At 72.7% G+C, this 26728-nt stretch carries 21 protein-coding genes; 13 read left to right on the top strand and 8 right to left on the bottom strand.

The features are described 5' to 3' along the window. Positions 1-68 precede the first annotated feature (68 nt). Positions 69-1424 (top strand): phosphotransferase, encoded by a 1356-nt coding sequence (locus IFT90_RS05610; protein ID WP_192041291.1) that lies wholly within the window; start codon positions 69-71, stop codon positions 1422-1424. Between the two features lie 115 nt (positions 1425-1539). On the opposite strand, the gene IFT90_RS05605 is transcribed toward IFT90_RS05610, so the two are convergent. After that, a complete protein-coding gene (locus tag IFT90_RS05605; RefSeq protein ID WP_192041290.1) occupies positions 1540-3297 on the bottom strand; it encodes a pyruvate dehydrogenase in 1758 nt (585 codons plus the stop codon). A 158-nt stretch (positions 3298-3455) separates the two neighbouring features. Here IFT90_RS05605 and IFT90_RS05600 point away from each other — a divergent pair, with 158 nt between their 5' ends. Continuing rightward, the gene (locus IFT90_RS05600) at positions 3456-3728 is read left to right on the top strand and encodes a mycoredoxin (RefSeq protein ID WP_123548654.1); all 273 of its coding nucleotides are present in this window, start codon (positions 3456-3458) and stop codon (positions 3726-3728) included. Between the two features lie 100 nt (positions 3729-3828). On the opposite strand, the gene IFT90_RS05595 is transcribed toward IFT90_RS05600, so the two are convergent. Further along, positions 3829-4224, bottom strand: a complete 396-nt coding sequence (locus IFT90_RS05595; RefSeq protein ID WP_192041289.1) for a VOC family protein — start codon at positions 4222-4224, stop codon at positions 3829-3831. A gap of 155 nt (positions 4225-4379) precedes the next feature. Here IFT90_RS05595 and IFT90_RS05590 point away from each other — a divergent pair, with 155 nt between their 5' ends. After that, positions 4380-5327, top strand: a complete 948-nt coding sequence (locus IFT90_RS05590) for a hypothetical protein (protein ID WP_192041288.1) — start codon at positions 4380-4382, stop codon at positions 5325-5327. Positions 5328-5392: 65 nt separating this feature from the next. Here IFT90_RS05590 and IFT90_RS05585 read toward each other — a convergent pair whose 3' ends face one another. Together IFT90_RS05585 and IFT90_RS05580 are read right to left on the bottom strand one after the other, a co-directional pair. Next, positions 5393-7525: a DEAD/DEAH box helicase gene (locus IFT90_RS05585; protein ID WP_192041287.1), complete on the bottom strand. Its 2133-nt coding sequence runs from the start codon at positions 7523-7525 to the stop codon at positions 5393-5395. A gap of 408 nt (positions 7526-7933) precedes the next feature. Then, entirely contained in the window at positions 7934-9178 is a 1245-nt protein-coding gene (locus IFT90_RS05580; protein WP_192041286.1) for an aminoglycoside phosphotransferase family protein, read from the bottom strand. 94 nt (positions 9179-9272) lie between these two features. On the opposite strand from IFT90_RS05580, the gene IFT90_RS05575 reads away from it, so the two are divergent. Together IFT90_RS05575 and IFT90_RS05570 are read left to right on the top strand one after the other, a co-directional pair. Beyond that, complete coding sequence (locus IFT90_RS05575) at positions 9273-10406, top strand: FUSC family protein (RefSeq protein WP_192041285.1); 1134 nt, start codon at positions 9273-9275, stop codon at positions 10404-10406. Next, entirely contained in the window at positions 10403-11371 is a 969-nt protein-coding gene (locus tag IFT90_RS05570) for an alpha/beta fold hydrolase (protein WP_192041284.1), read from the top strand. Before IFT90_RS05575 ends, IFT90_RS05570 begins: the two co-directional genes overlap by 4 nt. Here the strand turns inward: IFT90_RS05570 and IFT90_RS05565 are convergent. Continuing rightward, complete coding sequence (locus IFT90_RS05565; protein WP_192041283.1) at positions 11346-12113, bottom strand: triacylglycerol lipase; 768 nt, start codon at positions 12111-12113, stop codon at positions 11346-11348. The genes IFT90_RS05570 and IFT90_RS05565 overlap by 26 nt on opposite strands. Positions 12114-12137: 24 nt before the next feature. Then, positions 12138-12500, bottom strand: coding sequence for a hypothetical protein (locus IFT90_RS05560; RefSeq protein WP_192041282.1), 363 nt, complete (start codon positions 12498-12500; stop codon positions 12138-12140). Positions 12501-12795: 295 nt separating this feature from the next. On the opposite strand from IFT90_RS05560, the gene IFT90_RS05555 reads away from it, so the two are divergent. Both IFT90_RS05555 and IFT90_RS05550 read left to right on the top strand, forming a co-directional pair. Beyond that, positions 12796-13302 (top strand): Dps family protein, encoded by a 507-nt coding sequence (locus tag IFT90_RS05555; protein WP_192041463.1) that lies wholly within the window; start codon positions 12796-12798, stop codon positions 13300-13302. 105 nt (positions 13303-13407) lie between these two features. Beyond that, complete coding sequence (locus IFT90_RS05550; RefSeq protein ID WP_192041281.1) at positions 13408-14622, top strand: NAD(P)/FAD-dependent oxidoreductase; 1215 nt, start codon at positions 13408-13410, stop codon at positions 14620-14622. 121 nt (positions 14623-14743) lie between these two features. Here IFT90_RS05550 and IFT90_RS05545 read toward each other — a convergent pair whose 3' ends face one another. Then, positions 14744-15619 (bottom strand): SMP-30/gluconolactonase/LRE family protein, encoded by an 876-nt coding sequence (locus tag IFT90_RS05545; protein ID WP_192041280.1) that lies wholly within the window; start codon positions 15617-15619, stop codon positions 14744-14746. A 123-nt stretch (positions 15620-15742) separates the two neighbouring features. On the opposite strand from IFT90_RS05545, the gene IFT90_RS05540 reads away from it, so the two are divergent. From IFT90_RS05540 to IFT90_RS05530, 3 genes are all read left to right on the top strand, one after another. After that, the gene (locus IFT90_RS05540) at positions 15743-17686 is read left to right on the top strand and encodes a glycoside hydrolase family 15 protein (RefSeq protein WP_192041279.1); all 1944 of its coding nucleotides are present in this window, start codon (positions 15743-15745) and stop codon (positions 17684-17686) included. Then, entirely contained in the window at positions 17686-20097 is a 2412-nt protein-coding gene (locus IFT90_RS05535) for a phosphoketolase (protein WP_192041278.1), read from the top strand. Before IFT90_RS05540 ends, IFT90_RS05535 begins: the two co-directional genes overlap by 1 nt. Before the next feature lie 77 nt (positions 20098-20174). Then, positions 20175-20450: a Rho termination factor N-terminal domain-containing protein gene (locus tag IFT90_RS05530; RefSeq protein ID WP_192041277.1), complete on the top strand. Its 276-nt coding sequence runs from the start codon at positions 20175-20177 to the stop codon at positions 20448-20450. A 30-nt stretch (positions 20451-20480) separates the two neighbouring features. Here IFT90_RS05530 and IFT90_RS05525 read toward each other — a convergent pair whose 3' ends face one another. Further along, positions 20481-21509, bottom strand: a complete 1029-nt coding sequence (locus IFT90_RS05525; protein WP_192041462.1) for a Ku protein — start codon at positions 21507-21509, stop codon at positions 20481-20483. A gap of 92 nt (positions 21510-21601) precedes the next feature. Here IFT90_RS05525 and IFT90_RS05520 point away from each other — a divergent pair, with 92 nt between their 5' ends. From IFT90_RS05520 to IFT90_RS05510, 3 genes are all read left to right on the top strand, one after another. Next, positions 21602-22489 carry an SDR family oxidoreductase gene (locus IFT90_RS05520; RefSeq protein WP_192041276.1) on the top strand — a complete coding sequence of 296 codons (888 nt, stop codon included), beginning with the start codon at positions 21602-21604 and terminating at the stop codon, positions 22487-22489. A 148-nt stretch (positions 22490-22637) separates the two neighbouring features. Continuing rightward, positions 22638-25229, top strand: coding sequence for an ATP-dependent DNA ligase (locus IFT90_RS05515; RefSeq protein WP_192041275.1), 2592 nt, complete (start codon positions 22638-22640; stop codon positions 25227-25229). 22 nt (positions 25230-25251) lie between these two features. Next, the gene (locus IFT90_RS05510; protein WP_192041274.1) at positions 25252-26646 is read left to right on the top strand and encodes an MFS transporter; all 1395 of its coding nucleotides are present in this window, start codon (positions 25252-25254) and stop codon (positions 26644-26646) included. Positions 26647-26728: the final 82 nt, after the last annotated feature.

Genomic DNA, 26728 nt, shown 5'->3' with positions numbered 1-26728 from the left:
GTCTCCGAGCGTCCCGGGCCGGGAGAACACCGGTCTCCCGACCTGCCCGCGGGCGTAGGGTCGGGGGCATGAGCGACGTCGCGCCGACCCTTGCCGGATGGATGGCGCGACAGCGCTGGTACGCCACGAAGGGCAGCACGCCCGCGATCCGGGTGATCGGGTCGTTCGAGGCCGACCTCGACGGCGTCCTCGCGATGACGCTGCTCGTGATCGACGAGGCGCCCGAGCTGCCCGTGCTGTACCAGGTGCCCGTGGTCGCGCGCCGCACCCCGCTGCCCGGCGGCGACGCGGCGTTCATCGGCTCGGCCGACGACCTCTACCTCTACGACGCCCCGCACGACCCCGCGTACGCACGTCACCTCTTCGAGCTGATGTCGAGCCGTGCCCACGTGGAGGGCTCCGACGTCGTCGTCGACGGGACGCCGCTCGTCGAGGCCGGGCGGGTGCGGAAGTCGCGCGTGCTGAAGGGCGAGCAGTCGAACACGTCGATCATCTACGACCTCGAGGGCGGGCCCGTCGAGCACGCCATCGCGAAGGTGTTCCGGGTGCTGCACCACGGCGACAACCCCGACGTCACGACGCAGGCCGCGCTGACCGAGGGCGGCTCGGCCAGGGTGCCGACGACGTTCGGCTCGCTGCACGCCACCTGGCCCGACCCGGGCCGCGACCACGGCGAGGCGCGCGGCCACCTCGCCTTCTCGCAGGAGTTCCTCGCCGGCGCCGAGGACGCCTGGCGCGTCGCGCTCGACGCCGCCTCCGCCGGCCAGGACTTCACGACCTCCGCCCGCGAGCTCGGCACCGCCGTCGCCGAGGTGCACGCCACCCTCGCCGACCAGCTCGGCACGGTCGACGCCGACGCCTCGGCCGTTGCCGAGGCCCTCACGAGCATGCGACGCCGCATCTCGATCGCGGCCCGCGAGGTGCCCGAGATCGCCGAGCACGAGGAGGCGGTCCTCGCCGTCTACGACGCGGCCGAGTCCCTGACGTGGCCGCGCCTCCAGCGGATCCACGGCGACCTGCACCTCGGGCAGGCACTCCAGTCGCCCAGCCGCGGCTGGACCCTGCTCGACTTCGAGGGCGAGCCGCTCCGGCCGATGCCCGAGCGCTCGCGTGCCGACCTCGTGCTGCGGGACATCGCCGGCATGCTCCGCTCGTTCGACTACGTCGCCGGGTCGCTCGCGCAGCAGTCTCCCCCGGTCGACGCGGCTGCCTGGGCGCACGACTCGCGCGTCGCCTTCGTCGACGGGTACATCGCCTCCTCGGGGGTCGACGTGCGCGCCCAGCGCGCCCTGCTCGACGCGTTCGAGATCGACAAGGCCGTCTACGAGGCCATCTACGAGAAGCGGAACCGGCCGGACTGGATCGGCATCCCCCTCGCGGCGGTCGCCCGGCTCGTCGCGCGCTCGGGTCGCCGCGTGGGCTGAGGCCCGCGCCGCCGCCCCTGCCCTCGGGCCACGCGCGGTGGTGACGGAGCGGAGGAGGCGCGGCGCCGGTCCTGGGGACCGGTGCCGCGCCTCCTTCGTGCTGCCGTGCCGGGCCCTAGGGCCGCGGCACGTTGCGCAGGTTCGAGCGCGCCATGGAGACGACCTCGCCCGCGCCTCCGTTCATGACGATCTTGGACATCGCCAGCGAGAAGCCCTTCACCTGGGCCCCCGTGATCGCGGGAGGCAGCGAGAGCGCCTGCGGGTCGGTCGCGATGTCGATCAGCGCCGGCCCGTCGTGCTCGAACACGGCCTCGAAGCCGTCGCGGAGGTCGCCCGGCTGGTCGACGTGCACCGCGTGGATGCCGATCGAGCGGGCGACCGCGGCGTAGTCGACGTAGGGCACGTCGACGCCGAAGTCCGGGTAGCCGTCGACGAGCATCTCGAGCTTGACCAGGCCGAGGGTCGAGTTGTTGAAGACGACGATCTTCACGGGGATCTCGTACATCTTCGCGGTGATCAGCTCGCCCATCAGCATCGAGAGCCCGCCGTCGCCCGACATCGAGACGACCTGGCGGCCGGGGAACGCGAGCTGCGCTCCGAGCGCGTGCGGCAGGGCGTTCGCCATCGAGCCGTGCAGGTACGAGCCGAAGACGCGACGGCCGGCCGTCGGTGTGATGTACCGGGCGGCCCAGACGTTCGCCATGCCGGTGTCGGCAGTGAAGATCGCGTCGTCGGCGGCGATCTCGTCGAGGATCGACGCCGCGTGCTCCGGGTGGATCGGGACGAGCTTCTCGGCCCTCTTCGTGTACGCGCCGACGACGCTGCCCATCAGCTTCTCGTGCTTCTTGAGCGTCTTGTCGAGGAACCGTCGGCTCTTCTTCGGCTTCACCAACGGCTGCAGCATGCGCAGGGTCGGCAGCACGGCGCCGTGCACCGGCACGTGCACCGTCGCGCGACGACCGATCACGGCGGCCTCGACGTCGACCTGGGCGATCGTCACCTGGTCGCCGTCGGGCAGGAACTGCGGGTAGGGGAAGTCGGTGCCGAGCAGCACGAGCAGGTCGGCGTCGTGGATGCCCGCGTGCGCGGCGCCGTAGCCGAGCAGGCCCGTCATGCCGACGTCGTAGGGGTTGTCGTGCTGGATGACGTCCTTGCCGCGCAGGCTGTGGCCGATCGGCGCCCCCACCACGCCGGCCAGCTCGATGATCTCGTCGTGGGCGCCCCGGCCTCCCTCGCCGACGAAGAACGCGACGGTGCCGGCCGCGTTGATCGCGTCGGCGAGGGCCTGCACGTCCTCCTGCGCGGGGACGAGCTCGGGGGCGCGGGTCGTCAGGTGGGGCGGGGTCGCGCCCTGCGCCTCCAGCTCGGCGATGTCGCCGGGCAGCGTCACGACGCTGACGCCGTGCCCGGCCACCGCGTGCCGGATGGCGGAGGCGACGACCGACGGCGACTGGACGGCCGTCGAGATCATCTCGGAGTAGCCCGAGCACTCGACGAAGAGCCGGTCGGGGTGCGTCTCCTGGAAGTAGTCGGTGCCGATCATCGCGCTGGGGATGTGGCTCGCGATCGCGAGCACCTTCGCACGGCTGCGGTGGGCGTCGTAGAGGCCGTTGATGAGGTGCAGGTTGCCGGGGCCGCAGGAGCCGGCGCAGACGGCGAGTTCGCCGCTCATCTGCGCGTCGCCGGACGCCATGAAGGCCGCCGCCTCCTCGTTGCGCACGTGGATCCAGTCGATGCCGCCCTTCGCCGAGCCGCCGGTGCGGCGGACCGCGTCGACGATCGGGTTCAGGCTGTCGCCGACGATCCCGTAGATGCGCCGGACCCCGGCTGCGACGAGCTGGGCGATGATCTGGTCGGCGACGGTGTCTGCCACGGGGTCCTCCTGGTGCGGTGCGTGATGGTGTGGTGCGTGATGGTGTGGGGACGCAGGAGGCGGTGGGCGGGCCTGGTCGACGGGCCGGCGCCTCCTGCTGTCGTGTCTCTCAGCCAACTCCCCCGTCCCTCACCGCCGACCGGGCATAGCCTGTGCCCATGACCGACACCGCCACCTCCTACGTCCCCGAAGCCGGCTCCATCACGATGTTCAGCACGTCGTGGTGCGGCTACTGCGCCCGCCTGAAGCAGCAGCTCGGCAAGCAGGGCATCGGCTTCACCGAGGTCAACATCGAGGAGGTCGCGGGCACCGCCGAGATCGTCGAGAGCGTCAACGGCGGCAACCAGACGGTGCCGACCGTGATCTTCCCCGACGGCTCGACCGCGACGAACCCGTCGCTCGCCGACGTGAAGGCGAAGCTCGGGCTCTAGCGCTCGACTGACGCCCGTCGGCGCTCGCCGGCGCCCGCGACGCGAGAACGCCCCGATCCTCCCTCGGGAGGCGCGGGGCGTTCGCGTGCGCCAGGTCGCGTCAACTCTGCGGTGCGGCCGCGAAGAACTCGATCTGGTTGCCGTCGGGGTCCTTGACCATCAAGGTGGTGCCGAAGTCGGGGTCCTCGAGGTCGGACTCGATGCCGACCGACGCAGCGTGCTCCTGCCAAGCGACGACGGCCTCGCGGTCGGCCACGGCGAAGCCGATGTGGTCGAGGCCGGGCACGGTCGGGTCGAAGGGAACCGCCTTGCCCTCGGTGTAGGCGGTCACGCCGAGGATCTGGCCGTTGCCGACCGAGAAGAGGCGACGGTCGAGACCGTCCAGCACGATCTGCCCGACGGGCGGCGCGCCGAGCAGCGACTCGTAGAACGCGAGGCTCGCGTCGAGGTCGGACACGGTGATGGCGACGTGGGCGTAGCCCTGGATCTCGGGCATGGTGTGCTCCTTCGGGTGCGTGCGTGTGGTGGTCACCCGACCCAACTCCCGCCTCCTGGGAGGCGTCCCTCCCCCGTCGCCCCGCACTCGCTCATCGTCCACAGGACCGACGCGAGGAGGCGCGGGCCCCGACCCGAGGACGCCACGCTGGCCGCGTGCTCCCCTCCCGCGCCTCCGGCCTGCTGATCCGGTCCCGTCACGACGACCCCGCCGAGCGTCGGGCGCACGCCCGCGGCGAGCTCGTCCGCGTCGCGCCCGGCCGCTACGTCCGCGCGGCGGACTGGGCGCCGCTCAGCCCCGAAGACCGCGTGGTCCTCCGTGCCGTCGCGACGCTGGATCGCCTCGGGCGGACCGCCGTCGTCTCGCACGTCGCCGCAGCCGCGATGTGGGGCATGCCTCTCGTGGGCGTCCCCCCGTCGACGACGAGCATCACGGATCCCGACCGCGGCCGCACGCACACCGGCGATCACATGACCAAGCACGCGGCGGCCCTCGCGGACGTCGACGTCGCGACAGTCGAGCACATGCCGCTGACGACGCCGGCTCGGACGGCTGTCGACATCGCTCTCACCGCCTCCCGCAGTCAGGCAGTGGCCGTTCTCGATCACTGCCTGCGGGCCCGGCTCTGTACCCTCGACGAGTACTGGGCGGCCCTGGACCGACGTGACCGGCGGCGAGGCACCTCGCGGGTCGTGTGGGTCGGCGCCTTCGCGTCTCCCCTGGCCGAGTCGGCAGGCGAGTCCGTGCTCCGCGTGGCTCTCGACGGGCTGGACTTCCCTCCTCCGCAGCTCCAGCGGCCCTTCCGCGACGAGGTGGGCCTGATCGGCTACGGCGACTTCTGGTGGGACGACGTCGGGCTGCTGGACGAGTTCGACGGCCTGAAGAAGTACCGCGCTGCCGAGTACCGAGGCGGTCTCAGCGTCGAGGACGTCGTCGTGCGCGAGAAGCTGCGCGAGGACCGGCTGCGCGCCCTGCCCGAGGTACGCGGCGTCGTCCGGACCGTGTGGCGCGACCTCTACCGCCCCGCGGAAGTGGCGGCCGCGCTAGCTCGCGCGGGCCTTCATCGACAACGCACCGGGTTTCGTACACTGCACCGGGACTAGACGCGGTGCAGTGCACGAAACCCGGTGCAGTGTCGAGACGGCAGCCCGGCAGGGGCCGCGCGCTGCTACTCGGCGAGGGCCTCCGTGAGGAGGGCGACGAGCGCGCTGAGCTGGATGTCGGTCGAGTCGACCACCTCGCTGTCGTCGCCGTCGAGGGCGCGCGCCGCGAGGCCCGCCTTGCTGTCGATCAGCTCGGCGATCTTCGTGTCGATCGTCTGGGCGGCGATGATGCGCCAGGCGGTGACGGGTTCTTCCTGGCCGATGCGGTGCACGCGGTCGATGGCCTGCGTCTGCTCGGCGTCCGTCCACGACAGCTCGGCGAGCACGACGTTCGACGCGACCTGCAGGTTGAGCCCGACGCCGGCCGCCGTGAGCGAGCAGACGACGACCTCGACCTCGGGGTCCTCCACGAACGCGTCGATCTGGCGCTGGCGCACGGCCGGCGTCTGGTCGCCGCGGATCGACGAGTACTTGATGCCGCGCTTCGCGAAGGTCTGCTCGGCGACGTCCATCACGTCGATGTGCTTGGCGAAGAAGACGACCTTGCCGACGTTGCGGGCGAGCTGCGCGGTGTAGTCCGCGGCGAGCCCGGCCTTGGCCTGGCCGATGCGGCGCACCATGCTGAAGACGTTCTCGCCGTTCTTCGCGGTGGTCGTGTCCTCGAGCTCCCACTTCGCGACCTGGCGCACCAGGTCGTGGTCGATCCCCTCGACCCGGACGCCGGAGGTGCGGGCCGCGAGCGCGGACCGGTACCGGGAGACGAGACGGCGGGCCAGCTCGCGCTCGGCCTCGCGGATCGAGCGGCCGGCCTCGTCGTCGAGCTCGACGGGGAGGTCGGCGATGCGGCGGGCCGGGATGTCCGCGGCGACGTCGACCTTGCGGCGTCGGACGATGCCGAGGTCGATGACGATCTCGCGGGCGGACGAGAAGAAGCCGGGATCGGCCGGCGTGAGGCCCGCCTCCTCGAGCTGCTCCATGAGCTCGGCGGCGGGCTTCTTGTCGCCGATCCAGCCGAGGAACTCCCAGATCGCACGGAAATCTTCGATGTCGTTGATCAGCGGCGTGCCGGTGAGCGCCATCAGCAGGGGGTGCGCCGTGCGCGAGCGGATGCGCTCCGACAGCTGCAGCACGTGCCGCGAGCGCTGAGACTCCTTGTTCTTGATGAAGTGCGCCTCGTCGACGATCATGCCCTTGAAGCCGAGGTCGCCGAGCCAGCCGACGTGGCGGTCGAGCACCTCGTAGTTGACGATCACCACGTCGGCGAAGGCGTCGAGGGTGTCGCCGTCGCCGTGGATCACCGTGGCCGTGCGGGTCGGCGTCCAGAGCTGGACCTCGCGGGCCCAGTTGGTCTTGACGACGTTGGGCACGACGACGAGCAGCGGGTACGCGCCGGCCGCCTGCGCGGCGAGCAGCGACTGGGCCGTCTTGCCGAGGCCGGGCTCGTCGGCGAGCAGGTAGGTGCGGTGGCCCTGGCGGGCGGACTCGACGAGCTGCGCCTGGTGGTGCATGAGCGTCGCGCCGGCCGGGGCGTCGACGGTGGTCGGCTCGGGGAGCGGCATGCACGCGGACCCGCCGCCGGCGCCGTACTCGAACGACTTGAAGAGCGGGCCGAAGAGCTCCCAGTTGGCGAGGCGCACCGGGTGCACCTCGCGGGTGACCTCGGCGAGCGAGAAGTCCGGCGGCAGGAACGGGTTGGCGAGCTGGCGCGAGACGACCGACTGCGGCACGACCTGGCGCTCGGAGACGGGCGCGACGGGCGCGGCCTCGCGCACGACGACCTGCTCCTCGGGCGCGAGCTCCATGCCGGCGGACATCTGCATGTCGCGCTTGAGGGCCTTGGCGCTCTCGGACACGACCGCGTCCTCGCCGAGCAGGGCGATGAGCGACGTGTCGCGGGCGGCGGTCTTCGCGAGGATCTGCGCGACGCCGTCGAGGCGCTTCATCTGCTCGGCGCGCTCGGAGTCGCTGATCGCCTTGTCGACCTTGACGCGGGCTCGCTCCTCGCGCATGAGGAGCGCGATGACCTGGAACTTGGTGCGACTGGAGGGCTTGACCTGCCCGCGCTGGGCGGCGGCCTCCACCTCGCGCACGGCCCGGGCGAGGACGGGGATGAGCCCGTCGTTGTCCACCTCGCGGCGGCGGTGCTTCTGGGGGGCGGTGCGGGTGCCGCCCTGCTGACGCTGGCCTGGTCGAGCCAAGGCTCCTCCTCGTGGTCGACGCGACGGTCGACGTGCTGTGTCGTCGAGCGACGACGGGTGGTGCTGCGGTGCGGCGCTCCGGCCCGGGGGCCGGCCCCGGCTCTCGTCTGCCCCGGCCCTCGCCTGCCCCGACGCGACGGCCCGCCGCGGTGCGGGCACCTGGGCGGAACGAGACACGACCGGACGACTTCGGGTCGGACGGCGGGAAGGCACGGACGGACGGAACCAGCCTCAGACGCGAGGTGCGGAGGAGGCGCGGTGCCGGCGACACGTCACCGGGCCCGTGCAGACCTGGCCGACACGGACCTGGCCGACACGGACCTACGAGGCGGACGAGCCGCCGCCGGTCGTGTCGGACCCACCGTGTCGGACGACGACACGGACGGTGCTGAGCCCCACTTTACGCGCTCACGCACCCGCGACGCCACCGGGCGCCGCCGTGTCGCGGGCGGCGGGGGCCGGCCAGCCGCCGAGGGCCCCGGCCGCGGCGCCGACCAGCTGCTCCGCCTTGCGCCGCCCGGTGTCCGTGCCGAGCGTCGCCTGGCCCCCCGCATGAGCCAGCAGCTGGGCTGCGACCGCCGGGGCGAGGCGGTCGGCGAGCTCCGGCACCGCACGTGCCCAGGTGCGGGAGAGCTCGTCCGCGAGCCGCTCGCACGCGCGGGCCTCGGCCTCGTCGCCGTTGCCGCGGTGCCACTGACCCGTGACGACGAGGTGGGCGACCAGGGCCGCGGCGTCGCGGGCGGGGTGGCCGAGCCCGGCGGTGTCGATGTCGAGCAGGCCGGTGACGTGCCACGGCCGCTCCGGGTCGACGAAGAGCTGCTCGAGGTGGAGGTCGCCGTGGATGACGGCGAGCGCGTCGCCCGTCCAGGACGACCGTCGACGCTCGATCTCGCCGTACAGGGCGTGGATCTCGGGCGCGCGCTGCGGCAGGGCCGTCGACAGGGTGCCGCGGTGCCAGTCCGCGTGGTCGAGGGCGTCCGACTGGGCCCGGTTCGTGATGTGCACGCCGGCGACGAGCCGGCCGAGGTCGACGATCTGCCGCACGAAGCGCGGCTCGTCCGCGAGGTCGGCGACCCGCTGCCCCGCCGGCACGCCGGGGACGCGCTCGAGCACGAGCAGTCCGTCGGGGCGCGACGCGAGCACGCGGGGCACCGGCAGGCCCTGCGCACGGAACGCCTCGTGCTGGGCGACGATCGGCGCGACGCGGTCGGGTCGGATCACCTTGAGGAACACGGTCGTCTCGGCGGAGTCCAGCCGGATGACCGCCCTCTTGCCCGGCCGGTACGCGGCGACGCTCAAGGTCGGCGAGGCGACCACGATGCCGAGCGCGGCCAGCGACTCCGTGACGCGGTCGGGGTAGGTGACGCCGGCGAGGGCGGGGAGGAGAGGGTCGGCCGGGTACGCCCAGACGGCGAGCTGCTGCCCCGTCGACGGGTCGGTGGTGAGGACGCTCGTCGCGTCAGCGGTCGACACGTCCGTGTCGATGAAGGTCAGGACCGTGTCGGAGGCGCCCGCCTCGTCGACCGTGTCGACCTCGTAGCCGTAGAGGAACCCGTGCCCGGACGGCTCGACCGAGTGGGGCCGGAAGGCGACGACGGTGAGCCCCGAGCCGGCGAAGGCCGCGGGGAGCACCTCTGCTGAGTTCGGCCACACGCGTTCAGTAAACCCGTCGGAGGCGGCCGCCGAGGGCCGACGGGGCGGCACGGTTACCCGATCGTGATGCGGGCGCGACGGTATCCTCGGGAGCGTGCACCTCGTCTCGCGCATCCGTCAGACGCGGCGCACCCCTCTGCTCCAGGTCGCCAAGACGTCCGCCGCGGTCGTCGTCGCGTGGTTCGCGTCGGTCGCGCTGCTGCAGCAGCCCCTGCCGATCTTCGCCGCGATCGCCGCGCTGCTCGTCGTCCTGCCGAGCGTCAACCAGTCGCTCGTGCGCGGGCTCGAGCGGAGCGTCGGCGTGGTCGCGGGCGTGCTCATCGCGTTCGCGGCAGGCCAGCTGTTCGGCGCCTCCACGTGGATCGTGCTCAGCATCGTCGTCGTCAGTCTGCTCGTCTCGTGGGCGCTCCGCCTCACGCCGAGCAGCGCGAACCAGGTGCCGATCTCGGCGATGCTCGTGCTCGCGATCGGGGCGCAGACCCCCGACTACGCGCTCGACCGGGTGCTCGAGACCGTCATCGGCGCCGTGGTGGCCCTGGCGATCAACGCGCTCGTGGTCCCCCCGGTTCTGCTCGCGCCCGCCCACCTGGCCGTCGGACGCCTCACCCGCGACCTGGCGGCGGTGCTGGACGAGCTCGGCGCCGTGCTCTCGACGCCGAGCGACCGCGAGCGCCTCGGCGCCGTGCTCGTGCAGGCGCGAGGCCTGCGCGACCTCCAGGCGAAGGCCGCCGCGGCCGTCGCCGCGGGCGAGGAGAGCCTCATGCTCAACCCGCGCGCGAGCCGTCAGCGGACCGTGCTCGAGGCGGACGCGGCGCTGCTCGTCCGGCTGACGGCGCTCGTCCACCGCGCCGTCGGGATGACCCGCTCCGTGCACGACAACTACGACGTCGAGCTCGTGGACGACCCGGCCGTGGGGCAGATCGCCGAGGAGCTGCACCGGGCGGCGCACGACCTGCGCCTCCGGGGACGGCAGGCCGAGGCCGGCTCGGCACCCGCCTCCTCGGGGCCGTCGCCGGACGAGCGCCGGCTGCACGGTCAGCCCCCGTTCGGCGGCGACCGCCCGCCGCTCGACGGCGGCGAGGCCGACACGAGCCACGACGCCTGGCCCGAGGCCCCGGCCCTCACGGCGCCGGTGCGGGTGCTCCGGCCCGACCCGGACCACTGGGTGCTGATCGGCTCGCTGCTCGAGGACATCCGCCGGGTGCGCGAAGAGATCATCGACGAGTGACCGGCGACGTCAGCGCGGCCCCCGGCGACTCCTACGCGCCCTTCGGGCTCGACCCCGAGGAGGCGCGCGACCTGGTCGAGGACGTCGTCGACACCGCCGACGGCCGGGTCGTGCTGCACCGGTCGGCCGTGCTGGGCGACGCGGGCCCGGCGGGCGACGCGGCCCGCGCCTCGGCGACGGTGATGCTGCACGGGGCGGCCGGCTCGTGGACGACGTGGCTGCCGCTCCGCCGGGCCGTGCGCGAGGCCGGCGCGGACGCCCCGGCGGCCCTCGCCGGACCGCTCGTGCTGATCGACCTGCCGGGCTGGGGAGCCAGCCCGGCGCCCGCCGTCGCTCTCGACGTGCACGCGGCGTCCCGGGTCGTCCACGCCGTGGCCGACTCCTGCGGGCTCGACCGCTTCGACCTCGTCGGCCACTCGCTCGGCGCCCTGGTCGCGCTGCACGTCGCCGCGCAGACGCCCGGTCGCGTGCGGTGGCTGGGGCTCGTCTCCCCGACGACGTTCTCCGCGCTCGAGGCCGCGTCGCGGCCGTGGCGCGGGCTGCGGACGGTGCCGGCCCTCGTGCTGCTGCGGGTGGTGTTCCGGGTGCTGCCCCGCGCCTCCGGCCCCCTGCTCGCCGGCGCCGCCAGGGTCGGGCTGCTGCGCGCCCTCTCCGCTCCCGTGTTCCGGCACGTGCGCCGGGTGCCCCGCTCCGTGCTCGAGGCGTTCGTGGCCGAGATCCGGCCGCGGGCCTTCGTCGCCGCGGTCAAGTCGGGCGTGGGCTACGACACCGGCACCTGGGCGAGGATCACCTGCCCGGTCGCGGTCGTCGCCGGGGCGGAGGACGCGTTCGCGCAGCCGGACGACCTCGTGCGGCTGCGGGACCTGCTGCCGCAGGCGCGGACGACTGTGCTGGTCGGCTGCGGGCACTTCGCCCACGTCGAGCGGCCGCGCGAGACGGTCAGGGCACTGAGCCCCCGGCGCTGAGGGCGTCGCCGTCGGCGCCGACCTCGCCGAGGTCGCCGCCCTCGACCGCGGCCACGACCATGTCGACGCACCGCGGGTTCCCCAGCGGCCGGAAGTGCCCGTCGACGGGGAACGTCACGTTGACCGCCCCCGGCAGGACGCTGCCCTCGGTGACGTGCGCGTCGAAGCGCGATGCCATCGAGGTGACACGCCCGTTCGCCTCGCGCTGCTCGGCGAGCTGCAGCAGCGCGGCGTCGCTGGGCGAGAAGGCCCGGAGCGCCGGGTTCGGCAGCACGCGCGACCAGCGCGTGCCCGAGAACGGGCTGTTGATCGCCACCATCCTGTCGATGCGACGGTCGACGTCGGTGCCGACCATCATCGACTTGCCGACCAGGCCGCCCTTGCTGTGGGCGACGACGACGACCCCGCGCAGGTCGTGCGCGTCGAGGATCCGCTGCGCGGCCTCCGCGGTCGCCGGGATCGGCTGCCGGTTGTGGCGCATGCCGGGCACGACGACGACCGGGTGCCCGAGGTCGGAGAGGCGCTCGCCGATGACCCGGAGGTGCCGCCAGGTCTCGTAGACGCCGGGCAGCAGCAGCACGGGGGCGCGGTCGCCGTGTCGCCACCGTGCAGGGACGACACGGCCCGACCGCGGCACGAGGTGCACGCGCCAGACGAAGGCGTAGTCGGTCACCACGGTCGCGGCGAAGCGGACCAGGCCGACGCGACGGCGGCCACGGCCCCGGGACGGTGCGGAGGTCATGGCCCCGACGCTAGGCCGAGGTGCTCAGGCGACGCTGTGCGCCCGGGGCGTGCCGGCGGGCTCGTCGTCGACCCAGACGGGGGCGTCCCGGAACTCGACGGCGGCACGGGACGCGGCGAGCGCGCGCACCCAGCCGGTGCAGATCGACGCCCACGGCGGCGGGAACTGGGCCGCGTCGTCGAGGAGGCGGATCGCCAGGCCGGCGTGGCCGGCACGGGCTGCGGCGTTGGCCGCGTCGGGCAGCGCGCCGATCACGTAGCGGACGACGAGGACGCGGTGGTCCCACGCCATCTGGTCGATGTCGTCGAACGCGCCCCAGGCGCTCTCGATCTCGCGACGCAGCCGCGTCACCTCGACGGACTCGAAGCCCTGCGATCCCTCGCTCATGTGCCCCCCTCAGAGCCGGACGGGCGCCGGTGCCCGTCGATCGGCGACCGGTCGGTCGCCGATCGAGAAGATACCACGCCACCGGTTTCGAGACGAGATCGGCAGGCACAGCTCGCGGAGGCCGATCCGCGCCTCCTCACCTGGGTGTCCCCCGGAAGCTGGACCACTGCCCGGCGGGACGGGACTACCGTCCACGACGCACCCTGACCGGTGCGACGCAGCGGCTTGACGGCCGCACGCCCCCACGACTGAAGGAGTCCCCGTGTTCCAAGGATCCCCCGCCCTGCGCGAGTCCATGCAGAAGGTCCTCGTCGACCTCATCGAGCTCCACATCCAGGGCAAGCAGGCGCACTGGAACCTGCTCGGCAGCAACTTCCGCGACCTGCACCTGCAGCTCGACGAGATCGTCGACGCAGCCCGTGAGTTCAGCGACGAGGTCGCCGAGCGCATGCGCGCCGTCTACCTCGTGCCCGACGGCCGTTCGAACACGGTCGCCAACGAGACCAGCCTCGTGCAGTTCCCCGCCGGCCCGGTCGAGACCACCTCGGTCGTCGACCTGATCGTCGACCGGATGTACGCCGTCGTCGACACCATGCGCACCGTGCACGACGACGTCGACGACGAGGACCCGACGACGGCCGACGTGCTGCACAGCATCCTCGAGCGCCTCGAGCAGCTCGCCTGGATGACCGGCGCCGAGAACCGCCACCCCGAGCAGGACGCCGCGTCGGCGGACACGCGCGGACGCGACGAGGACGCCATGGCCGAGGGCCAGGACCGCGTCGGAGCCGTCGCCAACTAGCGACCTGCCGCCCGCCCCTGCGGGCACCACCGACTGGGCACCGCCCCGGAGATCCCCTACGCGACCTCCGGTGCGGTGCCCTTCCCACGACCTGGAGGCACCACCATGACGGACACGAGCAGCCCCACCACCGACACCGCCCCCGACTCCTTCGACCACGTCGTCGTGGGCGGGGGCATGACCGCGGACGCCGCGGCGAGGGCGATCCACGAGACGGCCCCGGAGGCGACCGTCCTGATCCTCAGCGACGACGTCGACGAGCCCTACACGCGCCCCGCGCTCTCGAAGAAGCTCTGGATCGACCCCGACTACACCGAGACCGACAACGACCTGGGCACCCGCGACGCGTCGGGGGCCGAGATCCGCCTGCGCACCTCGGTCACCGCCGTCGACCGCGAGGCCCGCACCGTGACGACGGACGACGGGCGCACCGTGTCGTGGGGGCGCCTCCTGCTGGCGACCGGCGGCACGCCGACCCGGCTCGACCTGCCCGAGGACGACCGCGTCGTGCACTTCCGCACCGCGGCCGACTACCGGCGGCTGCGCGAGCTCTCGGGCGAGGGACGTCGGGCCGTCGTCGTCGGCGGCAGCTACATCGGCACCGAGCTCGCCGCGGCGCTGGTGCAGAACGACACGCGCGTGACGCTCGTCACGCCCGACGACGTGCTCGGCGGCTCGGTGTTCCCGGCCGAGATCGCCACGCGCTTCGAGGCGGCCTTCGAGGAGGCGGGCGTCACCCTCGCGAAGGGACGTCGCGTCGAGGGCGGCTCGGCCTCCGACGCGGGGCTGCAGGTCGCACTCGACGACGGCTCGTCGCTCGAGGCCGACGCCGTGGCCGTCGGCCTCGGCATCACGCCGTCGACCGAGCTGGCCGAGGCGGCCGGCCTCGAGGTCGAGGACGGCATCGTCGTCGACGCCTCGCTGCGCACCTCGGACCCGCACGTCTTCGCCGCGGGCGACGTCGCCTCCTACCCGGACCGCATCCTCGGCCGCCGTCGCGTCGAGCACGTCGACAACGCCAAGGAGCAGGGCGCGTTCGTCGGGCGCGTGATGGCCGGGGCCGACGAGCACTACGGACACACGCCGTACTACTACTCGAAGGTCTTCGACATCTCGTACGAGGCGGTCGGCACGCTCGACGCGTCGCTCGAGACCGTGGTCGACGACAAGGGCGACGGGTCGGCCGTGGCGTACTACCTGTCGGACGGCGCCGTGGTCGGCGTCCTGCTCTGGAACGTCGAGGACGCCCGCGACGCCGCTCGCGCGGTCCTGGCCGAGGGCACGGACGTGTCGCGCGACGGGCTCGTCGGGCGGATCTGAGCCGGGCGGATCTGAGCCGGGACTAGACCGGACGGCAGGGCCCCGGGGACGCGCACCGCGCCTCCTCGGGGCCCTTCGCCGTGGGCGGCCTCGGGAGTGCCGTGCTCAGGTGCTCAGGCCGTCAGGCCTGCGGGCCGAACAGGAACGGCGCGCGACCGGCCCGGTCGAGGTCGAGCGCGAACACGCCGCCGCTGAGGGGGTGCTCGGCGAGCTGGTCGTCGTCGAGCCCTTCGCGGGCGGACAGCACGAAGAGGGTCCGCAGGTCGGCACCGCCGAACCCGATGCCGGTGAGCAGCGGCACGGGGAACTCGATGCGCTCGACGACGTCGCCGTCGCGGTCGAGGTGCACGACGACGCTCTCGCCGTGGACGGCGCCCCAGAACTCGCCGAGCTCGTCCCGGGCGAGGCCGTCGTGCGACCCGCCCGACGAGAAGGGGACGAGCTCGCCGAGCCTGCCGTCGGCGTCCCACGACGCGCGGTAGATCGTCTCTCGGTCGGTGTCGGTGAGGTAGATCTCGGAGCCGTCGTCGTTCCACTCGAAGCCGTTGGTCGTCGTGAAGTCGTCGCGCAGCATCGTGACGTCGCCGTCGGGCCCGACCCGCCACAGGCCGGCGACGGGAGCGCCGTCCGGGTCGAGGGCCCCGACGACGAACGCGCCGAACGGGTCGCACTTGCCCTCGTTCAGGCGCATGCCCTCCTTGGCGAGCTCGACGGCCGCGAGCACCTGCAGCGAGCCGCCGTCGTCGTCGGTGAGCACGATCTGGTCCTCGAGGGCGGCGACGAGCCCGCCGCCGCGGCGCCGCTGGAAGCTGGGGAGGGGCGGGTCGACCGGCAGGGACCGGTCGCGCAGGCCGTCCGCCGAGGTGCGGTGCAGCAGCCCGGGCGTGATGTCCGTCCAGACGAGCTCCTGAGCGTCGACGTCCCAGACGGGGCTCTCGCCGAGGGTCGCCCGGGCGTCGAGGAACAGGCGGGGACGGGGCGTGCCGGTGTCGGTCATCCGTCCCGTCTACGCGTCCGGCCTGGCCGCCGCCTCCTCCCCAGGGGTACGGACCGGCCCCGTTCCGCACAGACCCCTGGCAGCGGCGAGCACGAGGAGGCGCGGGAGAGCACCGTAGGACGGGTGACCGACACCCTCAAGAACGCCCCCGCCGACACCGACGACTTCCACGACGACGCGTGGTCGGCGCCCGACCCCCGGGAGGACGGCTACGTCGCCCTGCGCTCGTACGGGGCGATCGGCGACGGCCGCACCGTCGCTCTGATCGCGCGCGACGGCCAGATCGACTGGCTGCCGTTCCCGTCGATGCCGAGCGACCCGGTCTTCTCGGGCATCGTCGACTCCGCCGACGGGGGCCGCATCGAGCTGCGGCCGGTCGACGACGACTTCGAGGTCCAGCGCGCGTACGTGCCCGGCACGAACGTGCTGCGCACCCGGTTCCGCACCTCCGCCGGCAGCGTCGAGGTCACCGACGCGCTCGTGACCGGCGTGGCCGGCCGACTTCCCTGGGGCGAGCTCGCGCGTCGCGTCGACGGCCTCGAGGGCTCGGTCGAGATGCGCTGGGCCGTGGTGCCGGGCAACGCCTTCGGAACGCATCCCGTCACCCGGGTCGACACGGTGCACGGCCCCGTGCTCCGCGCCGCGGACATCAACCTGGCCCTGGTCGGCTTCGAGCACGGCCGCACCGACCCGACGGAGCCGGGCGACGGTGACGCGGAGGGGCCGCTCGAGTTCCGGGGCACGTTCACGACGACGCCGGGCTCGCGGTCGCTCATCTGCCTGTGCGGCACCGAGGACGAGCCCCTGCACCTGCCCGACCCTCACGTCGTCGACCAGGGCATCGACCGCACCATCGAGAACTGGGAGGGCTGGTCGACCGAGTTCAGCTGGGACGGCCCCTGGGCCGACGCCGTGCACCGCAGCGCGCTCGCCCTCAAGCTGCTCATCTACAGCCCCACCGGCGCCATCGCGGCCGCGGCGACCACCGCCCTGCCCGAGAACTTCACCGGCAAGAAGAACTGGGACTACCGCTTCGCGTGGGTCCGCGACCTCGCCTACACGGTGAACGCGCTGCTGCGCTTCGGGCTGCGCGAGGAGCCGCACGCGGCCGTCTCGTGGCTGCTCTCGGCGCTGAAGGCCAACGGCCACGAGATGCACATCTTCCTCGAGCTCGACGGCAGCGTCCCCGGAGGCACGCGCGAGACGGAGTCCGAGGGCTGGCGGGGCATCGGCCCCGTGTACGCCGGCAACCCGGCAGGCGGCCAGCTGCAGCTCGGCGTCTTCGCCGACATCATCGCGGTGATGAGCCAGTACGCCCACGGCGGCAACATGCTCGACGCCTCCACACAAGACCTGCTGACCGGCTTTGCCGACGACGCCTGCCGTCGCTGGCAGGAGAAGGACAGCGGCATCTGGGAGCTCGGCGACGAGCAGCACTACGTCAGCAGCAAGATGGGCTGCTGGCAGGCGATCGACGCCGCTCTCGGCCTGGCCGAGATCGGCCAGCTGCACCCGACCGACGACGACCTCGAGCACTGGAAGAAGAACCGCGACCTCATCGTCGAGTGGATCGACGAGCACGGCTGGTCGGAAGAGCGCGGCGCGTACCTCATGCACCCCGACAGCGACGCCCTCGACGCCTCGGTGCTGCTGCACGCCCCGAGCGGCTTCGACCGCGGCGAACGGATGTCGCGCACCATCGACACCATCCGTGCCGAGCTCGGCGCCGGCCCGCTCGTCTTCCGCTACAGCGGTGTCGACGCCGAGGAGGGCACCTTCGTCGCCTGCGCCTTCTGGCTGGCCTCCGCCCTGGCCTGCGTCGGACGCATCGACGAGGCCGTCGACCTGATGGACGAGCTCGTCGTGCAGTCGAACGACGTCGGGCTGTTCACCGAGATGATCAGCGCCGACGACGGGCAGTTCCTCGGCAACATGCCGCAGGGCCTCAGCCACCTCGCCCTCGTCAACGCCGCCATCACCATCGACGAGATGCGCACCGAGCTCGGCGTCCAGCCGGACGACCGACGCGACGGCGACGACGACGCGAACGACCGCCAGGAGAACTGATGACCGACGCCGCCGCTCCTTCGCCTGCCGCCCCTGCCGTCCCGGCCACGCCGGACGACCTCGGGCTCGTCGACGCCTGGTGGCGTGCGGCCAACTACCTGACGGTCGGCCAGATCTACCTGCGTGACAACCCGATGCTCGACCGCCCGATCGCCCGGGACGACATCAAGCCCCGCCTGCTCGGCCACTGGGGCACGTCGCCTGCGCTCAGCCTCGTCTACGCGCACCTCAACCGCGTGATCCGCCGCGACGACCGCGACCTGCTGTACGTCTGCGGCCCGGGGCACGGCGGACCGGCCATGGTGGCGAACACCTGGCTCGAGCACACCTACTCCGAGCTCTTCCCGCAGGTGCCGCTCGACCGCGACGGCATGCAGGAGCTGTTCCGGCAGTTCTCGTTCCCGGGCGGCATCCCGTCGCACGCGGCCCCCGAGACGCCGGGCTCGATCAACGAGGGCGGCGAGCTCGGCTACTCGCTCAGCCACGCCTACGGAGCGGTGCTCGACGACCCCGACCTCGTGGCCGTCTGCGTGATCGGCGACGGCGAGGCCGAGACCGGGCCCCTCGCGACGAGCTGGCACGCGAACAAGCTGCTCGACGCCGTGCACGACGGTGCAGTGCTGCCGATCCTCAACCTCAACGGCTACAAGATCGCGAACCCGACGATCCTCGCCCGCATCCCCGAGGGCGAGCTGCTCGAGCTGTTCCGCGGCTACGGGTACCAGCCGATCGTCGTGTCCGGCGGGTTCGACGGCGAGGACCCGATGGTGGTGCACGCGCAGATGGCCGCGGCGCTCGACGAGGCCTTCGGCCGCATCGACCAGATCCAGCAGGAGGCGCGCTCGGGCGAGAGCACCGAGCGCCCGCGCTGGCCGATGGTCGTCCTGCGCACCCCCAAGGGCTGGACGGGCCCGAAGGTGGTCGACGGCAAGAAGGTCGAGGGCACCTGGCGGGCGCACCAGGTGCCGCTGAGCGGTGTCCGTGAGAACGACGAGCACCGCGAGCAGCTCGACGCCTGGATGCGCTCGTACGGCGCCGACGAGCTGTTCGACGAGACCGGTGCGCCCGCCGGGTTCCTCGACGAGCTGCGCCCCCGCGGCGAGAAGCGGATGAGCGCGATCCCCGCGTCGAACGGCGGGCTGGTGCGTCGTCCCCTCTCGCTGACCGACTACCGCTCGCACGCCGTCGAGACCAGCGACGACCGCCGCACGACGGCGGAGGCGACCCGGGTGCTCGGTCGCTGGCTCGCCGACGTCGTGCGTGACAACCCGTCGACGTTCCGGCTCTTCGGCCCGGACGAGACAGTGTCGAACCGCCTCGACCCGGTCTTCGACGTCACCGACCGCGTGTGGGCTGCCCGCATCGAGGAGGAGGACGAGCACGTCGCCCACAGCGGCCGCGTGATGGAGGTGCTGAGCGAGCACCTGCTGCAGGGCCTGATGGAGGGCTACCTGCTCACGGGTCGCCACGGCCTGCTCAACACGTACGAGGCGTTCGTGCACATCGTCGACTCGATGTTCAACCAGCACGCGAAGTGGCTCGAGAGCGCCGACGACATCGCCTGGCGCGAGCCGATCTCGTCGTTCACGTACCTGCTCTCGTCGCACGTCTGGCGCCAGGACCACAACGGCTTCTCGCACCAGGACCCGGGGTTCCTCGACGTCGTCGTCAACAAGCAGGCGCACCTCGTGCGGATCTACCTGGCGCCCGACGCGAACACGCTGCTCGCCGTCGCCGACCACGCGCTGCGCACCACGGACACGGTGAACGTGATCGTCGCCGGCAAGCAGGAGTCGCCGGCCTGGCTCTCCCTGCCCGAGGCGGAGGCACACGTCGCCGCCGGCGCGGGCATCTGGGAGTGGGCGGGCACCGAGGGCACGCCGGTCGACGGCGTCGACCCCGACGTCGTGCTGGCCTGCGCGGGCGACGTGCCCACCCTCGAGACGGTCGCCGCCGCGGACATCCTCCGCCAGCGCCTCCCCGATCTCGTGACCCGCGTCGTCAACGTCGTCGACCTGATGCGCCTGCAAGACGCCGACGAGCACTCGCACGGCCTCGCGAGCGACGACTTCGACGCCCTCTTCACGAGGTCGACGCCGGTGGTCTTCGACTTCCACGGCTACCCGACGCTCGTGCACCGGCTCACGTACCGCCGCACGAACCACGACGGCATCCACGTGCGCGGCTTCCAGGAGAAGGGCACGACCACCACGCCCTTCGACATGGCGATGCTCAACGACATCGACCGGTACCGGCTGGTGCTCGACGTGCTGCACCGCGTGCCCGGCCTCGCCGACGCGCACCCCGACCTCGTCGCCGAGTTCGAGGCCAAGCGCGCTGAGGCCAGGGCGTGGGCCTACGAGCACGGCGAGGACCTGCCCGAGGTCGTCGAGTGGGAGTTCGGCCGCTAGGTCGCCTCCTGCACCGGGGGCGTGCGCTGGTCCTGCGGACCGGTCGTGCGCCTCCGTCGCGGAGTACGGTCTCGGGCATGCCGAAGGACGACACACCCCCGCAGCTGAAGAAACCCGAGATGTACGAGGCCCTCCGCGACGAGGGCAACTCGAAGGAGAAGTCGGCGCGCATCTCCAACGCAGCGGCCCAGAAGGGCAACAGCGAGGAGGAGGTCGCGGCGAAGGGCGGCCGGTCGGGGTCGTACGACGACTGGACCGTCGACGACCTGCGCCGACGCGCGAAGGAGCTCGGGCTCAGCGGCTACAGCGACGCCAAGAAGGACGACCTGATCGAGATGCTGCGCGACCACTGAGGCCGCAGCCCGTCACCGAGGCGAGCGGCGTCAGCTCGCCTTCTTCTTCGCAACGGGCTTCTTTTCCGCGGCGGGCTTCTTCTTCGCAGCTGGCTTCTTCTCGGCTGCGGGCTTCTTCTTCGCCGCGGGCTGCTTCTTCACAGCTGGCTTCTCAGCCGTTTTCTTCTCGACTGGCTCCTTCTCCTTGTCGGGCGCCTCCTTCGCGGCGGGCTTCTTCGCGGCGGGCTTCTTCGCCGGGGCCTTCTTCGCACCCGACCGGCTCCGCTCCACCGACTGTCTCAGCGCCTCCATCAGGTCGATCACCTCGCCGTCGCCGGATCCGTCGCCGTCCTCGTCGTCGTCGTCCCCCGAGCGGCCGAAGGTCGCGTCCGTGTCGAGCGACTCGCCTTCCTCGAGCTTGGCGTCGATGAGCTTGCGCAGCTCCTCCTGGTAGTCGTCGCCGAACTGCGACGGGTCGAAGTCATCCCCCAGCGACTCCACCAGGGAGCCGGACATGTCGAGTTCCTTGCCGCTGATCCGCACCTTCTCGTCGAGCACGGGGAACCGCGCCTCGCGGACCTCGTCGTCCCAGAGCAGCGTCTGCAGCACGAGCACGTCGCCGCGCACGCGCAGCGCGGCGAGCCGGGTCTTCTGCCGCAGCGAGAAGTGCACGATGGCCGTGCGGTCGGTCTCCTCGAGGGTGCGCCGCAGCAGCACGTAGGCCTTGGGCGACGCGGAGTCGGGCTCGAGGAAGTAGCTGCGGTCGAACATCAGCGGGTCGAGCTGGTCGCTCGGCACGAACTCGAGCACGTCGATCTCGCGCGAGCGCTCCTCGGGCAGGGACTTCAGGTCGTCCGCCGTGAGCACGACCGTCCGGTCACCGTCGTCGAACGCCTTGTCGATGTGCTCGTAGTCGACGACCTTGCCGCAGATCTCGCACTTGCGCTGGTACCGGATCCGACCACCGTCCGCGTCGTGGACCTGATGCAGCGAGACGTCGTGGTCCTCGGTGGCGCTGTACAGCTTCACGGGCACGTTGACGAGCCCGAACGTGATCGCGCCCTTCCAGATCGATCGCATGACGGTCATGTTCCTCCGCATGCGCTCCGAATGACCGGCTGACGGGTACAGACACCGGGCACGTCCCCCGCACGGCGTGCACCGTGGAGCGCATGAGCCAATACGACAAGAAGAACCCGGTCGACCTGTACCCCGCACCGCCGTTCCCGAGGCAGGAGCAGTCGCTGCCGGGCGAGGCCTGGAAGATGGACCCGAAGCCCGACCACGGCGAGACCAGCTACGTCGGCAAGGAGCGCCTCGTCGGGTTCCGCGGCATCGTCACCGGCGGCGACTCCGGCATCGGCCGTGCCGCCGCCATCGCCCTCAGCCGCGAGGGCGCCGACCTCGTGCTGAGCTACCTGCCCAGCGAGCAGACCGACGCCGAGGAGGTGCGCGACCTGCTCGAGGGCGAGGGCCGCCGCGTCGTCCTCGTGCCCGGCGACATCTCGGACGAGCAGTACTGCAAGGACCTCGTCGCGAAGGCCGTCGAGGAGCTCGGCGGGCTCGACACGCTCGTCATGGTCGCCGGCCGCATGAAGAGCAACGACGACATCCTCACGCTCACCACCGAGGACATCGACTCGACCATCAAGACCAACGTCTACTCGCTGTTCTGGCTGTCGCAGGCGGTCATCCCGCACCTCGAGCCCGGCTCGTCGATCGTCACGACCGGCTCGGTCCAAGGCACGCAGCCGAGCCCGGACAAGATCGACTACGCGCTGACGAAGGGCGCCATCGGCGTGTTCACGTCGGGCCTCGCGCAGCAGCTCGCGCCCAAGGGCATCCGCGTCAACCAGGTCTCGCCCGGCCCGGTCTGGACGCCGCTGCAGCCCGGCTCGGACGACGCCGAGACCGTGTCGGAGTTCGGCGGCCAGGCACCGTTCGGCCGTCCCGGCCAGCCGGCCGAGCTCGCCGCGGCGTACGTGCACCTCGTGAGCCCGGAGTCGAGCTACACCTCGGGTGCCACCATCACGATCGCGGGGGCCATGCCGGCCGTCTGACCGGCACCGCGCCTCCTCGGCTCCGCTCGCGGCCCGCTCCCCCGCCCCGGCGGGGAGGCGGGCCGTCGCGGTCCGCAGGCGCGGGCGTCCGGGACGCCCCGCACGACGAACGAGCATCATCGAGGCAGACGACACGAGGAGGCGCCGGATGGCCAGCAAGGGACGCGGCGAGCGCGTGCAGGTCGGCGGGCACGCGCTGCAGCTCACCAACCTCGACAAGGTGCTGTACCCGGCGAGCGGCACGACGAAGGCGGACGTGCTCGGCTACTACGCCGCCGTCGCGGAGTGGATGCTGCCGCACGTCGAGGGCCGTCCGGCGACGCGGAAGCGCTGGGTGAACGGCGTCGACGGCGAGGTCTTCTTCGAGAAGAACCTGCCCGACTCGGCGCCCGACTGGGTCGCCCGGCACGAGATCGAGCACAAGGACCACGCCAACGTCTACCCGATGGTCAACGACCTCGCGACGTTGACCTGGCTTGCCCAGGTCGCGGCGCTCGAGGTGCACGTGCCCCAGTGGCGCTTCGGGCCGCGCGGCGCGCAGCGGAACCCCGACCGCCTCGTGCTCGACCTCGACCCGGGCGAGGGCGTGGGCCTCGCCGAGTGCGTCGAGGTCGCGCAGCTGCTGCGGCCCCTGCTCGACGGGATGGGTCTCGAGCTCGTGCCGGTGACGAGCGGCAGCAAGGGCGTGCACCTCTACGCGCGGCTCGACGGGGGGCAGACGAGCGCGCAGGTCAGCGACGTCGCCCACGAGCTCGCCCGTGCCGTCGAGGCCGACCATCCCGACCTCGTGCTGAGCACGATGGGCAAGGCCGACCGACGCGGCAAGGTGCTGCTCGACTGGTCGCAGAACAACGGGAACAAGACGACGGTCGCGCCGTACTCGCTGCGCGGCCGCGAGCGCCCGACCGTCGCGATGCCGCGCACCTGGCGCGAGCTCGCCTCGAAGCAGCTGCGCCAGCTCGAGTACACCGAGGTGCTGGAGCGGCTCAGACGCCGCGGAGATCCCCTGGCCGACGTGTCGAGCGGCACTCCGGTGCCCCCCGGAGAACTCGGCGACGACATGCGCAACACCGAGTCGCCGGAGCACGACCCGTCCGGCGACGGCGAGACCCGGGAGCGCGGCGACCGGCTCGCGAACTATCGCTCGAAGCGCGACGCGTCGAAGACGGCCGAGCCCGTCCCCGCCGCCGCCCCGCCGACGAGCGACGGCCGCAGCTTCGTCATCCAGGAGCACCACGCCAGCCGCCTGCACTGGGACTTCCGACTCGAGCACGACGGCGTCCTCGTCAGCTGGGCGCTGCCCAAGGGCGAGCCCGACGACCCCGGCACGAACCACCTCGCCGTGATGACGGAGGACCACCCGCTCGAGTACGGCACCTTCGAGGGCACCATCGCCAAGGGCGAGTACGGCGCCGGCGAGGTCACCATCTGGGACTCGGGCACCTACGACGTCGAGAAGTGGCGCGACGGCAAGGAGGTGATCGCCGTGCTGCACGGCGAGCAGCGCGGCACCCGCCGGGTCGCCCTGATCCACACCGGCCACGGCGGCGGCAAGGCCGAGCAGAACTGGCTGATCCACCGGATGAAGGACGACGACGCGGGAGGCGCCGACGGAGGCTTCTCGGGCGGTCACGGCACGACGACGGCGAAGAAGGAGTCCGGGAAGAAGTCCGGCGGGAAGGGGCGGACGGTGATCGGCTCGGGGACCGGGTCCGGGTCTGCCCGCTCGACCCGCGCCTCCTCGTCGGGCCGGTCGGGCGACGGCGACGATCGCGGCGACGCCCTCGATCCCGTCTCCCCGATGCTTGCCGTCGCGGGCACCGCCGCCGACGTCGACGACGACTGGGCGATCGAGATGAAGTGGGACGGCATCCGCGCGATCGCCGTCGTCCAGGGCGACCGGGTGACCCTGACCAGCCGCAACGGCCACGACCTGACCCCTGCCTACCCCGAGCTGCAGGTGCTCGCCGACCAGGTCGACAGCGACGGAGGCGCGGTGCTCGACGGCGAGGTCGTGGCCGTCGACGAGTCCGGCCGCCCCGACTTCGGGCTGCTGCAGACGCGGATGGGCCTGACGAAGCCCCGCGAGGTCGAGCAGGCCGCCAAGGCCGCGCCGATCCGCTACCTGCTCTTCGACGTGCTGCACGCCGAGGGGCACTCGCTCCTCAGGAAGAACTACGACGAGCGGCGCGAGGTGCTCGAGCGGATCGTGACCTCCGAGGGCCCGATCGACGTGCCGGTCGTCTTCGACGGCGACCTGGAGGAGGCGATGCGGACCTCGCAGCGCCTCCGGCTCGAGGGGGTGGTCGCCAAGCGCCGCGACGCCACCTACAGCGCAGGCCGACGCTCGCGCGCCTGGATCAAGACGAAGCACCACGCGACGCAGGAGGTGGTGATCGCGGGCTGGCGTCCCGGGAACGGCCGTCGCGCCTCCGGCGTGGGCTCGCTGCTGATGGGCGTGCCCGGCGACGACGGGCTCGTCTATGTCGGACGGGTCGGCACGGGGTTCCGCGATCACGACCTCGACGCGCTGCTGACGGAGTTCCGCGGGGTCGAGCGGAAGACCAGCCCGCTCGTCGGCGTACCCGCCGCGGACGCCCGCGACGCGCACTGGATCACGCCGTCGCGGGTCGGCGAGGTGTCGTTCGCCGAGTGGACGTCGACCGGGCGCCTCCGCCAGCCGTCGTGGCGCGGCTGGCGCCCCGACAAGTCGCCCGACGACGTCGTCCGCGAGAGCTGACCGCGGGGAGGAGACTCGAGGCATGACAGACGCCCGCGGCCAGCGCATCGTCCTCGTGGTCGCGGTCCTCGCCTCCTTCGTGGCGTTCCTCGACGGGTCGATCGTGACCGTGGCGCTGCCGGCCATCGCGCGGGGCCTCGGCGACGGAGGTGCGGGGCCGGCGAGCGGAGCCGACCTGACCCTGCAGCAGTGGGTCGTCGACGCGTACCTGCTCGCGCTCGGCTCGCTGATGCTCGTCGCGGGGTCGCTCAGCGACACGTTCGGCCGGGTGCGGGTGCTCCGAGCCGGCCTCGTCGCGTTCGCGCTGACGAGCGTCCTCGCCGCGCTCGCGCCCGACCCCGGCTTGCTCATCGCCGCCCGCGCGCTGCAGGGCGTCGCGGCGGCCCTGCTCGTCCCGTCGAGCCTCGCACTCATCACCTCGACCTTCAGCGGCCCGGCCCAGGGCCGCGCGATCGGCTCCTGGACCGCCTGGACCGGCGTCGCGTTCCTGATCGGCCCGCTCGCCGGCGGCGCCCTCGTCGACACCCTCGGCTGGCGGTGGGTGTTCGCCGTGGTCGTCGTGCCGGTGGTGCTGACGCTCGTGCTGATGACGCGCCTGCCCGGCGACGCGCACCGCGGCGGGCCCGACCAGCCGGCCCGCGTCGACGTCGTCGGCGCCGTGCTCGCCGCGGTCGGCCTCGCGGGCCCGGTCTTCGCGCTCATCGAGGGCCAGCGCGTCGGGCTCGGCGCCTGGTTCGTCGTCGTGCCGCTCGTCGTCGGCGTCGTCGCGCTCGTCGCCTTCGTCTGGTGGGAGCGGCGGGCGCCGCAGCCGATGATGCCGCTCGACCTGTTCCGCACCCGCGAGTTCGCCGTCGGCAACCTCGCCACCGTCGGCCTCTACGCCGCCATCAGCCTCGGCACCCTCACCATCCCCCTCGTCGTGCAGGAGCTCGCCGGCCTCACCGCCACCCTCGCCGGCCTCGTCACCCTGCCGACGACGATCGTGTCGCTGCTCTTCTCGACGATGTTCGGCACGCTCGCCGCGACGCACGGACCCCGCCTCTTCATGACGGTCGGGCCGCTGATCACGGCGAGCGGGTTCCTCTGGATGCTGCTCGTCCGCGACCCGATCGACGTCTGGTGGCAGGTCGTGCCCGGGGTCGTCCTCTTCGGCCTCGGCCTGTCCGTCACGGTGGCGCCGCTCACCTCGGCCGTGCTGTCGGGCATCTCGCCGGCCAGGTCGGGCATCGCCTCGGCGGTCAACAACGCGATCTCGCGGGTCGCCGGGCTGGTCGCCGTGGCGTTCCTGGGGGTGATCGCCGGAGGCGCCCTCACGGTCGACGGGTTCCACCGCGTCGTCGTCGTGGTCGCGGTGCTGCTCGTCGGCAGCGCGCTCGTCTCGTTCGTCGGCCTGCGGGGCACGCGCCGCGCCTCCTAGGGTCGCCGCCCCCTGTCCCGTCCTGTTCCGGGCGTCCCGTCGCGTCACGGCGAGACGCGATGCTCGGGACAGGACGGGACGC

Source organism: Frigoribacterium sp. CFBP 8766 (assembly GCF_014841435.1).
Taxonomy (GTDB): Bacteria; Actinomycetota; Actinomycetes; order Actinomycetales; family Microbacteriaceae; genus Frigoribacterium.
The sequence above is the reverse complement of the archived record's forward strand: the minus strand, read 5'-3'. Positions and strand labels throughout refer to the sequence as shown.

Bases quoted from the DNA above. Each gene is read 5' to 3' on its own strand.
- IFT90_RS05610 (WP_192041291.1), top strand. From the start codon at position 69: ATGAGCGACGTCGCGCCGACCCTTGCCGGATGGATGGCGCGACAGCGC.
- IFT90_RS05600 (WP_123548654.1), top strand. From the start codon at position 3,456: ATGACCGACACCGCCACCTCCTACGTCCCCGAAGCCGGCTCCATCACG.
- IFT90_RS05595 (WP_192041289.1), bottom strand. From the start codon at position 4,224: ATGCCCGAGATCCAGGGCTACGCCCACGTCGCCATCACCGTGTCCGAC.
- IFT90_RS05565 (WP_192041283.1), bottom strand. From the start codon at position 12,113: ATGACCTCCGCACCGTCCCGGGGCCGTGGCCGCCGTCGCGTCGGCCTG.
- IFT90_RS05560 (WP_192041282.1), bottom strand. From the start codon at position 12,500: ATGAGCGAGGGATCGCAGGGCTTCGAGTCCGTCGAGGTGACGCGGCTG.
- IFT90_RS05555 (WP_192041463.1), top strand. From the start codon at position 12,796: ATGCAGAAGGTCCTCGTCGACCTCATCGAGCTCCACATCCAGGGCAAG.
- IFT90_RS05550 (WP_192041281.1), top strand. From the start codon at position 13,408: ATGACGGACACGAGCAGCCCCACCACCGACACCGCCCCCGACTCCTTC.
- IFT90_RS05545 (WP_192041280.1), bottom strand. From the start codon at position 15,619: ATGACCGACACCGGCACGCCCCGTCCCCGCCTGTTCCTCGACGCCCGG.
- IFT90_RS05535 (WP_192041278.1), top strand. From the start codon at position 17,686: ATGACCGACGCCGCCGCTCCTTCGCCTGCCGCCCCTGCCGTCCCGGCC.
- IFT90_RS05530 (WP_192041277.1), top strand. From the start codon at position 20,175: ATGCCGAAGGACGACACACCCCCGCAGCTGAAGAAACCCGAGATGTAC.
- IFT90_RS05525 (WP_192041462.1), bottom strand. From the start codon at position 21,509: ATGCGATCGATCTGGAAGGGCGCGATCACGTTCGGGCTCGTCAACGTG.
- IFT90_RS05520 (WP_192041276.1), top strand. From the start codon at position 21,602: ATGAGCCAATACGACAAGAAGAACCCGGTCGACCTGTACCCCGCACCG.
- IFT90_RS05515 (WP_192041275.1), top strand. From the start codon at position 22,638: ATGGCCAGCAAGGGACGCGGCGAGCGCGTGCAGGTCGGCGGGCACGCG.
- IFT90_RS05510 (WP_192041274.1), top strand. From the start codon at position 25,252: ATGACAGACGCCCGCGGCCAGCGCATCGTCCTCGTGGTCGCGGTCCTC.